The sequence below is a fragment of the Pantoea sp. ICBG 985 genome, assembly GCF_002928365.1.
GTDB lineage: Bacteria > Pseudomonadota > Gammaproteobacteria > Enterobacterales > Enterobacteriaceae > Pantoea > Pantoea dispersa.
This window is the reverse complement of the sequence record NZ_POWM01000002.1, coordinates 75,768-89,600: the sequence shown is the minus strand read 5'-3', so window position 1 is coordinate 89,600 and position 13,833 is coordinate 75,768. Positions and strand designations below refer to the sequence as shown.

The window sequence follows — 13,833 nt, the reverse complement described above, 5'->3', positions numbered from 1 at the left end:
CGCGCCTGTTTCTGCTATCGGCGCGGCTTATCAGTTGATCAGCGTGTGCTGTACGGCTTCACAACGCCGCCGAGGCCGGAGATGCCTTTCAGCTCGCCGAGTGCGCCCTGCAGTTTCGCTTTGGACGCATCCGGCCCCACGTAAATACGGGTGATCTGCCCCTGCACCGGCGTCGACGGCACGGTAAAGGCGCGATAGCCGGAGAGCCGCAGCTGCGCCACGATCTCATTCACTTTGGCGGCGTTCTTCAGCGCGCCGAGCTGTACCACATACGCCTGTCCTGCTGGCGCGGCCGGTTCGCTCTGCTTCGGCGTTTCCGCCGCTTTAGGTTGCTCTGTAGTTTTTGGCTGTTCTGTCGCTTTCGGTTGTTCTGCCGGCTTCGGTTTCGGCTGCTCCACCGGTTTAGGCTTCGGCTGCTCCACCGGCTTCGGCTTCACCTGCTCTGCCGGTTTCTGCTGCTGGTGCACCGGCGGCGGCGTCACGACGCTGGGCTGGCTGTTTTGCGCTGGCTGCGTGCTGCCGCTGGCGGCACTGCTCTGCGTTGCGCTGCTGGCGGGCGCCTGCTGCGCCGCGCTTGCCCCTTCCGGCGGCTGCGACGGCAGCGGCTGCGTCACCGGCGGCACCATTTCGCTGTCCTGCTGATCGTCAGGCTTTGGCACCAGCGGAATCGCCGCGAACTCCTCTTTATAATGCTTTTTCTTACCGTCCAGCAGACCCGGCAACACGATGACGCCAATCGCCACCAGAATCACCGTGCCCACTAAACGATTCTGAAACTTACTTGCCACTGCCGTTCTCCGCTGCCATCGATTGCATTACCTGCGCCACGGTGTGGAACGAGCCGCACACCAGAATCACATCGTCGGGCTGAGCCTGCTGCCGCGCCGCCTGCCACGCGGCTTCAACGCTCTGCCAGGCGCTGCCGCCCTGCAGATGCGCCATCAGCTCATCAGCGGACGCCCCGCGCGGGCCGTCGAGCGGCGCGCAGTACCAGCGGTTGACCTGCGGTGCCAGCGCGGCCAGCGTCCCGGCGATATCCTTGTCGTGCAGCATGCCAACCACCGCATGCACTGTGCCGTGTGCCGGCAGCTCAGCGAGACGTGAAGCCAGATAATAAGCCGCATGCGGATTGTGTGCCACATCAAGGATCACGCGCGGCGCGGTGCTGACCGTCTGGAAACGTCCCGGCAGAATCGCCAGCGGCAGATGCTGACGAATCAGCGCCTCGCTCACCGTCAGGCCGGAAGCGCGCAGCGCCGCAATGGCGGTGGCCGCGTTAGGGAGCGGCACCTGGGGCAGCGGCAGATCGCGCAGTTCACCCCGGGCATCCTGCAGCGTCCAGCTGTCGCCCTCGCGCTGCCACTGCCAGTCGCGGTTAATTTGTAACAGCTGCGCACCCTTCTCCGCGGCCACCTGGGCAATGGTGTCAGGCATATCGGCCTCGCCGACCACCGCCGGTTTACCGCCGCGGAATACGCCAGCCTTCTCGCGGCCGATGCTGGCGCGATCCGGCCCCAGCCAGTCGGTGTGGTCCAGCGCAATACTGGTGATCACCGCCACGTCGGCGTCGACAATGTTTGTCGCATCCAGCCGGCCGCCCAGCCCCACTTCCAGAATCACGACATCCAGCTGCGCTTCACGGAACAGATTGAGCGCGGACAGCGTGCCAAACTCAAAGTAGGTGAGCGAAATATCGCCGCGTCCGGCCTCGATGGCGGCAAAGCTAGCGCTGTGCCGGGCTTCATCCAGCTCAGCGCCCTGCACGCGCACGCGTTCGGTGTAACGCACCAGATGCGGCGAGCTGTAGACGCCAACGCGATAGCCTGCGGCCATCAGCAGGGTTTCCAGCGTACGGCAGGTGGTGCCTTTGCCGTTGGTGCCGGCGACGGTGAAGACAAACGGAGCGGGTTTTAGCAGGTCGAGGCGTGCGGCGACGCGCTGAATACGGTCCAGGCCCAGATCGATGGCCTGAGAATGCAGATGCTCAAGATAATGAAGCCACGTGGCCAGAGGCGACGTGGCTTGCGGGAGGTGAAGAGTGTCCATGTGCCCTGTTAGCTCTTTACGATGTAGTGCGTGAATAAAAAGGCGCATTGATATGCGCCTTTCGGTTGCCTGTCAGGCTTCGTTGCTCTCCGGCTCAGCCGCAGTCGGGCGATCACCATCCTGCAGCGGTGCCGGCAGGTTCATCATTTTCGCCAGCAGGCTGGCCAGCTTAAAGCGCATTTCCGGACGACGGATGATCATGTCGATCGCGCCTTTTTCGATCAGGAACTCACTGCGCTGGAAGCCCGGCGGCAGCTTTTCACGTACCGTCTGTTCAATCACGCGTGGGCCGGCAAAGCCGATCAGCGCTTTTGGCTCTGCGACGTTCAAATCGCCCAGCATCGCGAAGCTGGCGGAGACGCCACCCATGGTCGGGTCAGTCAGTACCGAAATATACGGCAGACCGCGCTCCTGCATTTTTGCCAGCGCCGCACTGGTTTTCGCCATCTGCATCAGCGACTGCAGCGCTTCCTGCATACGCGCACCGCCAGAGGCGGAGAAGCAGATCAGCGGGCAGTTGTCTTCCAGCGCCTGCTCAACCGCACGCACGAAACGGGCGCCGACCACCGAGCCCATTGAGCCGCCCATAAAGGAGAACTCAAACGCGGCAGCCACCACCGGCATACCGTGCAGCTGGCCTTTCATTACCACCAGCGCATCTTTCTCGCCGGTCTCTTTCTGTGCCGCAACCAGACGATCTTTGTACTTCTTCGAGTCGCGGAACTTGAGCAGGTCTTTCGGTTCCAGCTCGCTACCCAGCTCTGTCATCGAACCTTCATCCATCAGGCTATGCAGACGCTCGCGCGCGTGCATACGCATGTGGTGGTCGCACTTCGGGCAGACTTCAAGGTTGCGCTCCAGCTCGGCGCGGTACAGCACCTGACCACAGCTATCGCATTTGGTCCACACCCCTTCCGGGATGCTGGCTTTGCGCGAAGGCGTGGTAGTGCTTTTATTCAGTATGCGTTCAATCCAGCTCATTGATGACCTTTCTGTTTAATGCTGACCTGGTCCAGTCTTGTCGTTACTGCTGAAATCACCTTCAGCAGGCCGTAAATGTCGCTCATTAAACCACAACCCGTTCACGCTGTGGATAAAAATCTGGTAACAGGCTTACTGCGACTTGTGCTGACGCGCCTGGCGGCGGTGACGCCACACTTCAATCACGCCTGGCAGTACCGAGACAATGATGATGCCGACAATCAGCAACTTAAGGTTTTCCTGCACCACCGGCAGGTCACCAAACAGGTAACCGGCATAGGAGAATAGCAGGACCCACAGCAGCGCGCCTGTCACGTTAAAGAGCGCGAAGTGGCGATAAGACATGTGTCCCATTCCCGCCACAAAGGGGGCAAAGGTTCGCACGATTGGCACAAAGCGCGCAAGTATAATGGTTTTGCCGCCGTGGCGATCGTAAAACGCGTGGGTTTTGTCGAGGTAGCTGCGGCGGAAAATTTTCGAGTTCGGGTTACTGAACAGCTTCTCGCCAAACAGCCGGCCAATGGTGTAGTTAACCGCGTCGCCGAGGATCGCGGCAATCACCAGCAGCGTCACCATCAGGTGCACGTTGAGGTCGTTGCCCGGCAGCGCCGCCAGCGCACCGGCGACGAACAGCAGCGAATCACCCGGCAGGAACGGCGTAACCACCAGCCCGGTTTCACAGAACAGAATCAGGAACAAAATGGCGTAAATCCAGATGCCGTACTGCGCCACCAGCTCGGCCAGATGCACGTCAATGTGCAGAATGAAATCGACGATAAAGTGGATAAACTCCATAACAGCTAACTCCCTGACACTTTCCGATTAAAATGAATCCGCGAGGAACAACGGTCCCAGCGCAGGCTGAGGTAACGCAAACTGAGCAGGGTAATCCACCGCCACCAGATACAGCCCTTCGGCTTTCGCCGTTGCCGCCGCCAGCGTGCGATCTTTTGCCGCCAGCAGCGTGGCCATCCACGTTTCCGGCTGATTGCCGCAGCCAATCTCCAGCAGACTGCCGACGATATTGCGCACCATGTGATGCACGAAGGCGTTGGCTTTGATATCCACAATCACGTACGGCCCCAGGCGCGTGACGTTGAGATGCATCACGTTGCGCCACGGCGTGCGCGACTGGCACTGAACTGCACGGAACGAGGTAAAATCGTTCTCACCCAGTAAAGCCTGGGCGGCGCGGTGCATCTTTTCCGCATCCAGCGGATGGTAAAAATGGGTAATGCCGTTACCGAGAATTGCCGGGCGCAGCCGCTGGTTGTAGATCACGTAGCGATAACGGCGCGCGGTGGCGCTGAAGCGCGCGTGAAAGCTTTCCGGCACCGCTTTCACCCAGCGCACCGCAATATCGTCCGGCAGGTTGGCGTTCACGCCCAGCGTCCAGGCGCTGTCGGCACGCGAGGAGGTGGTCTCAAAATGCACCACCTGGCCGGTGCCGTGCACGCCCGCGTCGGTGCGTCCGGCGCAAAACACGTTCACCGGGTGATTGGCCACTTTCGCCAGTGCTTTTTCCAGCTTTTCCTGCACGCTGCGTACTTCATTCTGGCGCTGCCAGCCGTAGTAACGGCTGCCGTCATACTCAATGCCGAGCGCCAGCTTAAACGGGGTCGCGTCTTCCAGCATTAATACAGATACTCCTGCACCAGCTTCTCTGCGGTTTTCACCGCCATCAGCGCGCCGCCGAAGCGGATGTTGTCGGCCACCGACCAGAACTGCAGCAGCTCCGGGATGCCGTAGTCGTTGCGCACGCTGCCAATGCTCAGGGCTTCACTGCCGGAGGCGTCGCTGACCGGCGTCGGGTAATCACCGTCGTCGCTCAGGCTGATATCGTCGGCGCGCGCCAGTTCGTCACGCGCTTCCTCCGCCGACAGCGGCCGCAGGTTTTCGATATAGACGATCTGCGCGTTGCCGTAGAACACCGGCGCCTGCACGCTGCTTACCGCAATCGGTAATCCTTCGTCCTGCAGCACTTTACGCACCTGATCGACCAGCCGGCGCTCGCTCGCCACGCTGCCGGCACTGTCCGCCTGCTGCGGCAGCAAGTTGAACGCCAGCTGGCGGCCAAAATAGTGCTCATCGGCCGGTACGCCGTTCAGCAGCCGCGCGCTCTCACCGGCCAGGCCGTCTACCGCCGCTTTGCCGTGGCTGGAGACCGACACCAGGTTGGTCACCTGCAGACGGCCTAAACCGGCGGTATCCACCAGCGGTTTGATGGCGCTTAACAGCTGGCTCACCAGCGCATCGGCCACGGTAATGATGTTGCGATTACGGTAATCCGCCAGCACCTGTGGATTGACATCCGGCACCACCAGCGGCACGTCCGGCTCCAGCGCGAACAGGTCGCTGCTGTCGATTACCAGGCAACCCTGGCTGGCGGCTTCTTCGGCATAACGCGCCGACGCCTCGCGACCGGCGGTAAAGAACGCCAGCTGCGCCTGCGCCCAGTCAAATTCTGCGGCGTCCTGCACGCGCAGCGAGCGGCCATCAAAGCGTACGCTTTCACCGGCGCTGTTTTCACTCGCCAGCAGATATAACTCACCAACCGGGAACTGGCGTTCCGCCAGCAGTTCCAGTACAGCGTTCCCTACTGCGCCTGTCGCGCCCAGTAGCGCAATATTCCAGCCGTCAGACATGTTGGTTTACTCCAGACAATGACATAAAAAAGAGAGGCGATGACATGCATCGCCCATTAATTCAGAAAAATCAGAGATTAGTGATTCGCCTGCAGCGTGGCGCTGAAGCCAAGCTGATTGAGCAGCGCCGCGCTCTCCGCGTCATCACAGATCACCTGCAGCGAAGACCACTCGCGGCGCTCGACATACTGCTTGCGCAGGCGATCAAATTCGCCCGGCTGCGCGGCCACTTTGCGCAGCGGCGCATCGTCGCGGCGCACATCATACACCAGATGTACCAGGCGTTTCAGCGTCGGCTGATCGAGCCTGCCGTGCAGCGTAATGGTGTCAAATTCAGGGCGCGGCAGCAGCGTGTCCAGCGCCACCTGCTGCGGCTGACCGATAAATTCGCTCCACGCCTCAAACACCTGGGTGGTGCCGCGCGCCTTCCCTTCAAGGGTATAACCGGCGATATGCGCAGTGGCGATATCGACCTTGTCCAGCAGATCGAGGTTGAGATCCGGCTCCGGTTCCCACACGTCCAGCACCACGCTGAGATCGTTACGCAGCCGGAGCACCTCCAGCAGCGCGGCGTTATCCACCACCGGCCCCCGGCAGGCATTGATCAGAATGGTGTTGGGGCGCAGCGCCATCAGCAGCGCGGCATCCGCCAGATGCCAGCTTTTGTAGCGGCCGTCTTTAAACAGCGGCGTGTGAAAGGTCAGGATATCGGCCTGTGCCACCAGCGCGTCGAGCGAGTGGAAATCTTCGTCATCGCCGCGATCGGCGCGCGGCGGATCGCACAGCAGGGTTTTTACTCCCCACGCGGCGAGGCGTTTAGCCAGCCGTCCGCCCACGTTACCGACGCCGACGATGCCCACGGTGCGATCGCGCAGATCAAAGCCGTCGCGTTCGGCCAGCAGCAGCAGCGCGGAGAACACGTACTCCACCACCGCAATCGCGTTACAGCCCGGCGCGGCCGAGAAGCCGATCCCGGCCGCCGCCAGCGAGGCATCATCGACATGATCGGTGCCGGCAGTGGCGGTGCCGACAAACTTCACCGGCGTGCCGGCCAGCAGCGCGGCATCCACTTTGGTGACGGAGCGCACCATCAGCGCGCTGGCATCCTGCAGTTCGGCTATCGGCAGCGGGCGACCCGGCACCGCCACCACCTCTCCGGTGCGGCTGAACAGTTCACGGGCGTAGGGCATATTTTCATCGACGAGAATTTTCACGGCGGCGGTCCTGTCTGCTTGAAATAAACGGGGCATATCATGGCACAAAGCCGGGGATTAACCTAACCGACTGCGATAGCGATCCGGCGTGGTGCCCGCCTGCTGTTGAAACATCACGATCAGCGCAGAGGCGGAGCTGTAACCCAGCTCGTGGGCGATGCCCTGCACGCTGCAGCCCTGCTCCAGCAGCGCAATCGCGCGCAAAAAGCGTAAACGCTGGCGCCACTCGCTGAATGACATCTGCAGCTGCTGCTGACAGCGCCGCGCCAGCGTACGCTCGGTGGTAAACACGCGCTTCGCCCATTGTGCCAGCGTGGTGTTATCACCCGGGTTCTCTTCCAGCGCGCGCAAAATCGGTGCGAGGAATTTATCGTCGGACATCGGCAGATAGCTGGTGTTCACCGGTGCAAGACGCAGCCGATCAATCAGCACTTCGCACAGCCGCCAGTCGGCGTCGCTCTGCGGCTGCTCCAGCGCGCGGCGGGCAAAATCATTCATGATGGCGTGCACGATGGCGTCCACGCTCAGCAGGCAGGCTTTCTCCGGCATGCCGGCGCATAAATCAGCGGCAAGGTTGAAGGTGCGAAACTGCGCCTGACAATGGTTGTAGCTGCTGTGGCGCTGGCCCGGCGGGATCCAGATCGGCATCTCGGCTGGCGTCAGCAGCCGCTCGCCCTCCACTTCCATCTCCAGCACGTGGCTGGTGACGAAAATCGCCTGGCCCCAGTCGTGCTGGTGCGGCAGGTATTCGGTTTTGGCGTTGGTTTGCTCATAGCGCATGAAAAAACGCAGCAGCGGCGCGTCGCGCGGTGGCTGATACTCAACCTGAAGATTCATTCTGTCCGGTCACTAACGAATTTTGTCCGATTTTAACTATCTGCTTTAAACCGGTCAAACGTAAGCTAGTCGCGATTTACATTTGGAGCCGTACTATGAACTTATTGTTACCGCTGGTGGCGGTGCTGATTTGGTCGATCAACACCATCGTCAGCAAGCTGTCTGCCGGCAGCATCGATCCTGCTGCCATCTCCTTTTACCGCTGGTTGCTGGCGCTGCTGGTACTCACGCCCTTCTGCCTGCCGGGCGTATGGCGCCATCGTCACACCATCAAAAGCCAGCTGTGGCGCTTACTGGTGCTGGGCCTGCTCGGCATGGTGCTGTACCAGAGCCTCGCCTATTATGCGGCACACAGCGTTTCGGCGGTGATGATGGGGATTCTTGGCGCCACCATTCCGCTGCTGACCATCCTGCTCAGCCTGGTGGTACTGCGCCTTGCGCCGACGCGCGGCATTCTGATTGGCGGCCTGTTGTCGTTTGCCGGGCTGGTGTGGCTGGTGAGTGCCGGCAACCCGGCACAGCTGCTCAGCCAGCGCCTCGGTAACGGCGAGCTGATGATGCTGGCAGCCTCAACCTCCTACGCGCTGTACGGCGTACTGACGAAGCGCTGGGCAATCCCGCTGCCGACGTGGCAAAGCCTGTACGTGCAAATCTTCTTCGGCGTGCTGTTGCTGCTGCCCGGCTTCTGGCACGCGCCGGAGGTGGCGCTGAATGCCGACAATATTCCGCTGGTGCTGTTCGCCGGGCTGTTTGCCTCGATTGTGGCGCCGTTCCTGTGGATCCTTGGCGTGCAGCGCCTCGGCGCCAGCACCACCAGTATTTTCATGAACGTGGTGCCGGTGTTTACCGCCATCATTGCCGTGCTGTTCCTGCACGAACAGTTGCATGCTTATCACTGGATTGGCGGCGGTCTGACGCTGGTCGGGGTGATCCTGGCGCAGCGGCTGAAAACCCCGCTGCGTAAAGCGCGCGCGATGACTCCGCCGATCAGCGAAAGCTAACCGTCACCCGCAGGCCGCCCAGCTGCGGGCTGCGGTCCAGCTGCAGCTGCGCGCCGTGCCAGGCGCAGATATCCTGCACCAGCGCCAGTCCAATGCCCGCGCCGGGCTGGCTGGCGTGATCGAGCCGGCCAAACGGCTGCAGTGCCTGACGCTGCTGATCCGCCGCGATGCCCGGCCCGCTGTCTTCAATTTCCAGCACCTTTTGCCGCAGCCGCGCAGTCACCGTGCCGCCGTGCGGCGTGTATTTGATGGCGTTATCCAGCAGATTGGCGCACAGCTCGGCCAGCAACAGCGCATCGCCCTGCACCTGGCTCGCCGCCTGCTCTTCAAACCCCAGGTCGATCTGTTTACGCCGCGCCGCCGCATAACCGCTAAAACAGGCCTGCTGCACGATGTCGCTCAGGTTAACCTCACTGAAAGGCTTGTCTTCGCCGTGGCGCGCCTTGATTTGCGCCAGCTGCAGCAGGCGATCGGTGAGCTGAACGGTGTCGTCCAGCGTGTGGCGCATGCCCTGCAGGCTTTCGCGCCACTGTTGTGGATCGTCGCTGCTGAGCGCGACGCCGACCTGGGTTTTCAGAATGGTGAGCGGCGTGCGCAGCTGGTGCGACACATCGGCGCTAAAGCGCTCCTGCCGTGCCAGCAGTCCGCGCAGCCGCTCCAGATGGCGGTTGAAGGCGATGATCAGCGGCTGCAGTTCTGACCACGGCAGCAGCGACGGCAGCGGTGTCAGTTCGCCCGGCGCGCGGCGCAGCATCATGCGTGACAGCCGGCGCAGCGGGCGCAGCACTTTACGCAGCAGCAGCCCGGCCAGCAGCAGCGTAATCAGCACCAGAAAACTCTGGCTGATCAGCGCGGTGCGCAGCAGACTGTCGGCAAAGGCGTGACGCGAATTGAGCGTTTCCGCCACCAGTACCAGCGCCATGCCCTGCACCCCTTCCTCGTTCACCGGCTGCCACAGCGCGGCCACGCGAATCGGCTGCTTGCGGTAGTGCGCATCGTAGAAATGCACCAGCGCCGGATAGACATCGGACAGCGGCGCGTTGCCCGGCACCAGCGGTAAATCCGGGTAGCCGGACAGCGTGCGACCTTCGGGCGAAATCACCTGATAGAACAGCTGATCGTTCATGTTGCGCTCAAAGCTGTCCAGCACCACCCAGGGCACATCCACCTCCAGGCGTTGATGACGCACCACCAGCCGCTCGGCCACGGTGCGCGCCGAGGCCAGCAGCGAGCGATCGTAAGCCTGATTCGCCGCCTGCAGCGCGCTCTGATAATGGGTGTAGACCGACAATCCCCACAGCAGCAGCAGCGGCGCGCCCAGCCACGCCAGCAGTTCACCGCGCAGCGAGTGGATCAGTCGCACGGCTGGCACTCCAGGCTGTAACCGAGGCCGCGCAATGTGACGATCGCCACGTCGCTGCCCGCCAGCTTTTTACGCACCCGATGCACATACAGCTCAATGCTCTCCGGGCTGGCCTCATCCGCCAGCGTGAACGTTTGCTCGTACAGATGCTGGCGCGACACCGGCCTTCCCGGGCGCTGCATCAGCGTCGACAGCACGCTGGCCTCGCGCGGCGTCAGCGGCAGCGGCTTGTGATTCAGCAGGAAATAGCCTTCCGCATCGCGTTCCAGCTGGCCGAGGCTTTGCGTCTGCGTGGCCTGGCCCTGACTGCGGCGCAGCAGCGCGCGCAGCCGCGCGTCCAGCTCGTCCAGCTCAAACGGCTTGGTGAGGTAATCATCGGCGCCCGCATTCAGCCCCTGCACGCGCTGTTGCAGCGCGCTCTGTGCGGTGAGCAACAGCACCGGCACGCGTTGTCCGCGCTTGCGCAGGCGCGCCAGCACCGCAAGGCCATCCAGCCGCGGCAGCGACACATCCAGTACCACCAGCGCATAATCCTCACTCTGCAACACATGATCCGCCGCCACGCCGTCGGCCACCCAGTCCACGGCGAAGCCTTTTTGCGTCAGCGCTTTCTGCAGCCAGTTGGCCAGCTCCACGGTATCTTCCACCAGTAAGAGACGCATATCACATCCTGTTAGTTTTGCCGATGGCTGAAAGGTAAATGAAAGGTTGCTGTTTTAACAATTCAGCAACCCCGAATGTTCGGTGGCAATCACACTCTGGAAGAAACAATGGAGCGACAGATGAAAAAAACAATGCGCACCGCCTTTGCCACAACCCTGCTGGCTTTTTCCCTCGCGGCGGCTCAGGCCGCAGCACCCGAGCGGACCGAATGTATCGCCCCGGCCAAACCCGGCGGCGGTTTTGATCTGACCTGTAAACTGATCCAGGTTTCCCTGCAGGAAACCGGGCAGATCACCACGCCGATGCGCGTCACCTACATGCCGGGCGGCGTCGGTGCCGTGGCATATAACGCCATCATTGCGCAGCGGCCCGCCGAAGCAGGCACGCTGGTGGCCTTCTCCGGCGGGTCGCTGCTGAACCTGTCACAGGGCAAGTTTGGTCGTTACTCAGTGGATGACGTGAAGTGGCTGGCGGCCATTGGTACGGACTACGGCATGGTCGCCGTGCGCGCTGACGCGCCGTGGAAAACGCTGGGCGAACTGCTGGAGGCGATGAAACAGGATCCGACTAAAGTGGTGGTCGGCGCTGGTGCCTCCATCGGCAGCCAGGACTGGATGAAAACCGCGCTGCTGGCACGGGAAGCCGGTATCGATCCGCGCAAAATGCGCTATGTGGCGTTTGAAGGCGGCGGCGAACCGGTCACCGCGCTGCTTGGCAATCACATCCAGGTGGTATCAGGCGACATGAGCGAAATGGTGCCCCATCTGCAAAGCGGCAAGATGCGCGTGCTGGCCGTGATGAGCGATAAACGTTTGCCGGGCGAACTGGCTGACATCCCGACCGCCAAAGAGCAGGGCTTTAACGTCGAGTGGCCGATCATTCGCGGCTATTACCTCGGCCCTAAAGTCAGCGACGCCGATTATCAGTGGTGGGAACAGGCGTTTAAAAAACTGGTCACCACCAAAGAGTTTCAGCAGCAGCGCGATCTGCGCGGTCTGTTTGAGTTCAACCTGTTCGGGAGCGAGCTGGACGCTTACGTGAAAAAACAGGTGGCTGACTATCGCGAACAGGCGAAATCCTTCGGCCTGGCGAAATAACGGAGGCGCACATGAGCGATCGTATTTTTGCTGCCGTCTGGCTGGTGCTGTGCCTGGCCGGACTGTTTATCGGCTGGCAGATTCAGAGCGAGTACAGCTACGAACCGGTTGGCCCGCGCCCTTTCCCGCTGCTGCTGCTCGGGCTGATGGCGATCTGCGCGGTGATGATGCTGCTGCGCAAGCCGGACAGCGTGCAGTGGCCGGTGGCCTCGACGCTGAAAAAGCTGCTGGCGCTGTGCGTGATGCTAATCGTCTACGGCTGGCTGTTTGAGCGTCTTGGTTTTGCCCTGTGTACCACGCTGCTGACCTTTGGCATCGGCATGCTGTTTGGTGCGCGCTGGTGGGCGGCGGCGCTCTCCGGCGCGGTAATGGGCATTTCACTGTTCTACGCCTTCGATCATCTGCTGGATGTCACCCTGCCCTTCGGCAGCTGGCTGAGCTAACGGGAGTCACTTATGGATACCTGGTCTTTTCTGATGCAGGGTTTCGCCGTCGCCATGACGCCGGAAAACCTGATGATCGCCCTGATTGGCTGCTTTATCGGCACCATCGTCGGCCTGCTGCCGGGGCTTGGGCCGATTAACGGCGTCGCAATTCTGATGCCGCTGGCGTTTGCGCTGCACTTACCGGCGGAATCCGCGCTGATCCTGCTGGCAACGGTGTACATCGGCTGCGAATATGGCGGGCGCATCTCGTCGATTCTGCTTAACGTGCCGGGGGATGCCGGCGCGATCATGACCGCGCTGGATGGCTATCCGATGGCGCAGCAGGGCAAAGCCGGCGTGGCGCTGTCGATCTCGGCGGTCAGCTCATTTATCGGCTCAACCATCGCCATCATCGGCATCATTCTGTTTGCGCCAATCCTCGCCAACTGGTCGCTGGCGTTTGGTCCGGCAGAGTATTTCGCGCTGATGGTGTTCGCGATTGCCTGTCTCGGCAGCATGATGAGCCACAACCCGCTGAAGTCGTTTCTTGCTGCACTGATCGGCCTCGGCATGGCGACGGTGGGCGTCGATGCGAATACCGGCGTTTATCGCTTTACCTTTGACAGCGTGCATCTCTCAGACGGCATCCAGTTTGTGGTGGTGGTCATCGGCCTGTTCTCGGTGAGCGAAATTCTGCTGATGCTGGAGTCCACCAGCAGCGGCCAGAAGATGGTGCGCGCCAGCGGCCGCATGCTGTTCAATATGAAAGAGGCGGCACAGGCCACCGGCGCAACGCTGCGCGCCTCGTTCATTGGCTTCTTTGTCGGCGTGCTGCCAGGGGCCGGCGCCACCATCGCCAGCGCCATTGCCTATATGAGTGAGAAGAAAATCAGCGGCAGCGATCAGTTTGGCAAGGGTGACATTCGCGGCGTGGCAGCGCCGGAAGCGGCGAACAACGCCTCAGCCTGCGGATCGTTTATCCCGATGCTGACGCTGGGCATTCCCGGCTCCGGCACCACGGCGGTGATGGTCGGCGCGCTGACGCTGTATAACATCACGCCCGGTCCGGCGATGTTTACCGAACAGCCGGACATCGTCTGGGGCCTGATCGCCGCGCTGCTGATCGGTAACGTGATGCTGCTGATCATGAACATCCCGATGATCAACATCTTTGCGCGCATGCTGACCATTCCGCTGTGGTTCCTGGTACCGGCAATTGCCGCGATTTCGGCGGTGGGCGTGTATGCGGTGCACAGCACTACGTTTGACCTGCTGCTGATGGTCGGGCTGGGCATTTTCGGCTATATCCTGCGTAAGATGGATTTCCCGATGTCGCCGCTGATTCTCGGCTTTGTGTTGGGCGAAATGCTGGAGCAGAACCTGCGCCGCGCGCTGTCAATCAGCAACGGCAACCTGCCGATTCTGTGGGAAAGCCTGATCTGTAAAGTGCTGCTGGTGCTGGCTGTCGCCGTGCTGGTGGTGCCGCCGCTGTGGAAGCGCTGGCGTCGCAAGCGCATGAAGCTGGCCGCCGCAGAATAAATCCGTGTCTTATTGTTTTTCT

The 13,833-nt window shown here is 61.6% G+C and carries 14 protein-coding genes; 4 read left to right on the top strand and 10 right to left on the bottom strand.

The features are described from left to right. Nucleotides 1-38: 38 nt before the first annotated feature. The 8 genes from dedD to C1Y42_RS06455 all read right to left on the bottom strand — a co-directional run bounded on the left by dedD (nt 39) and on the right by C1Y42_RS06455 (nt 7,723). Nucleotides 39-788, bottom strand: coding sequence for a cell division protein DedD (dedD, locus tag C1Y42_RS06490; RefSeq protein WP_058769894.1), 750 nt, complete (start codon nt 786-788; stop codon nt 39-41). Next, a complete protein-coding gene (gene folC, locus C1Y42_RS06485) occupies nt 778-2,046 on the bottom strand; it encodes a bifunctional tetrahydrofolate synthase/dihydrofolate synthase (protein WP_104093062.1) in 1,269 nt (422 codons plus the stop codon). The genes dedD and folC overlap by 11 nt, the downstream gene beginning before the upstream one ends. A gap of 72 nt (nt 2,047-2,118) precedes the next feature. Then, the gene (gene accD, locus C1Y42_RS06480; protein ID WP_021509178.1) at nt 2,119-3,027 is read right to left on the bottom strand and encodes an acetyl-CoA carboxylase, carboxyltransferase subunit beta; all 909 of its coding nucleotides are present in this window, start codon (nt 3,025-3,027) and stop codon (nt 2,119-2,121) included. Between the two features lie 132 nt (nt 3,028-3,159). Next, nucleotides 3,160-3,822, bottom strand: coding sequence for a DedA family protein (locus C1Y42_RS06475; RefSeq protein ID WP_010617492.1), 663 nt, complete (start codon nt 3,820-3,822; stop codon nt 3,160-3,162). 27 nt (nt 3,823-3,849) lie between these two features. Then, a complete protein-coding gene (truA, locus tag C1Y42_RS06470) occupies nt 3,850-4,662 on the bottom strand; it encodes a tRNA pseudouridine(38-40) synthase TruA (RefSeq protein WP_058758421.1) in 813 nt (270 codons plus the stop codon). Then, entirely contained in the window at nt 4,662-5,672 is a 1,011-nt protein-coding gene (locus C1Y42_RS06465; protein ID WP_104093061.1) for an aspartate-semialdehyde dehydrogenase, read from the bottom strand. The genes truA and C1Y42_RS06465 overlap by 1 nt, the downstream gene beginning before the upstream one ends. 77 nt (nt 5,673-5,749) lie before the next feature. Next, a complete protein-coding gene (gene pdxB, locus C1Y42_RS06460; RefSeq protein WP_104093060.1) occupies nt 5,750-6,886 on the bottom strand; it encodes a 4-phosphoerythronate dehydrogenase PdxB in 1,137 nt (378 codons plus the stop codon). 57 nt (nt 6,887-6,943) lie between these two features. Beyond that, nucleotides 6,944-7,723 (bottom strand): helix-turn-helix domain-containing protein, encoded by a 780-nt coding sequence (locus C1Y42_RS06455; RefSeq protein ID WP_021509174.1) that lies wholly within the window; start codon nt 7,721-7,723, stop codon nt 6,944-6,946. Nucleotides 7,724-7,818: 95 nt separating this feature from the next. Here C1Y42_RS06455 and C1Y42_RS06450 point away from each other — a divergent pair, with 95 nt between their 5' ends. After that, on the top strand, nt 7,819-8,724 hold the full coding sequence (locus tag C1Y42_RS06450; protein WP_104093059.1) for a DMT family transporter: 906 nt from the start codon (nt 7,819-7,821) through the stop codon (nt 8,722-8,724). On the opposite strand, the gene C1Y42_RS06445 is transcribed toward C1Y42_RS06450, so the two are convergent. Both C1Y42_RS06445 and tctD read right to left on the bottom strand, forming a co-directional pair. Beyond that, the gene (locus C1Y42_RS06445) at nt 8,711-10,087 is read right to left on the bottom strand and encodes a sensor histidine kinase (protein WP_104093058.1); all 1,377 of its coding nucleotides are present in this window, start codon (nt 10,085-10,087) and stop codon (nt 8,711-8,713) included. The two genes, C1Y42_RS06450 and C1Y42_RS06445, sit on opposite strands and share 14 nt — an antisense overlap. Next, the gene (tctD, locus tag C1Y42_RS06440) at nt 10,078-10,749 is read right to left on the bottom strand and encodes a transcriptional regulator TctD (protein ID WP_104093057.1); all 672 of its coding nucleotides are present in this window, start codon (nt 10,747-10,749) and stop codon (nt 10,078-10,080) included. Before tctD ends, C1Y42_RS06445 begins: the two co-directional genes overlap by 10 nt. Before the next feature lie 120 nt (nt 10,750-10,869). Here tctD and C1Y42_RS06435 point away from each other — a divergent pair, with 120 nt between their 5' ends. Genes C1Y42_RS06435 through C1Y42_RS06425 form a run of 3 tightly spaced genes read left to right on the top strand, consistent with a single transcriptional unit; the run spans nt 10,870 to nt 13,811 of the window. After that, nucleotides 10,870-11,847 (top strand): tripartite tricarboxylate transporter substrate binding protein, encoded by a 978-nt coding sequence (locus C1Y42_RS06435; RefSeq protein ID WP_104093250.1) that lies wholly within the window; start codon nt 10,870-10,872, stop codon nt 11,845-11,847. Between the two features lie 11 nt (nt 11,848-11,858). Next, entirely contained in the window at nt 11,859-12,290 is a 432-nt protein-coding gene (locus tag C1Y42_RS06430; protein WP_021509169.1) for a tripartite tricarboxylate transporter TctB family protein, read from the top strand. Nucleotides 12,291-12,302: 12 nt separating this feature from the next. Beyond that, on the top strand, nt 12,303-13,811 hold the full coding sequence (locus C1Y42_RS06425) for a tripartite tricarboxylate transporter permease (protein ID WP_058775828.1): 1,509 nt from the start codon (nt 12,303-12,305) through the stop codon (nt 13,809-13,811). The last annotated feature ends 22 nt before the right edge of the window (nt 13,812-13,833 follow it).

What these genes read in the sequence shown, in the direction of transcription:
- folC (WP_104093062.1), bottom strand. Translation starts at nt 2,046, where the DNA reads ATGGACACTCTTCACCTCCCGCAAGCCACGTCGCCTCTGGCCACGTGG.
- accD (WP_021509178.1), bottom strand. Translation starts at nt 3,027, where the DNA reads ATGAGCTGGATTGAACGCATACTGAATAAAAGCACTACCACGCCTTCG.
- C1Y42_RS06475 (WP_010617492.1), bottom strand. Translation starts at nt 3,822, where the DNA reads ATGGAGTTTATCCACTTTATCGTCGATTTCATTCTGCACATTGACGTG.
- truA (WP_058758421.1), bottom strand. Translation starts at nt 4,662, where the DNA reads ATGCTGGAAGACGCGACCCCGTTTAAGCTGGCGCTCGGCATTGAGTAT.
- C1Y42_RS06465 (WP_104093061.1), bottom strand. Translation starts at nt 5,672, where the DNA reads ATGTCTGACGGCTGGAATATTGCGCTACTGGGCGCGACAGGCGCAGTA.
- C1Y42_RS06455 (WP_021509174.1), bottom strand. Translation starts at nt 7,723, where the DNA reads ATGAATCTTCAGGTTGAGTATCAGCCACCGCGCGACGCGCCGCTGCTG.
- C1Y42_RS06450 (WP_104093059.1), top strand. Translation starts at nt 7,819, where the DNA reads ATGAACTTATTGTTACCGCTGGTGGCGGTGCTGATTTGGTCGATCAAC.
- tctD (WP_104093057.1), bottom strand. Translation starts at nt 10,749, where the DNA reads ATGCGTCTCTTACTGGTGGAAGATACCGTGGAGCTGGCCAACTGGCTG.
- C1Y42_RS06435 (WP_104093250.1), top strand. Translation starts at nt 10,870, where the DNA reads ATGAAAAAAACAATGCGCACCGCCTTTGCCACAACCCTGCTGGCTTTT.
- C1Y42_RS06430 (WP_021509169.1), top strand. Translation starts at nt 11,859, where the DNA reads ATGAGCGATCGTATTTTTGCTGCCGTCTGGCTGGTGCTGTGCCTGGCC.
- C1Y42_RS06425 (WP_058775828.1), top strand. Translation starts at nt 12,303, where the DNA reads ATGGATACCTGGTCTTTTCTGATGCAGGGTTTCGCCGTCGCCATGACG.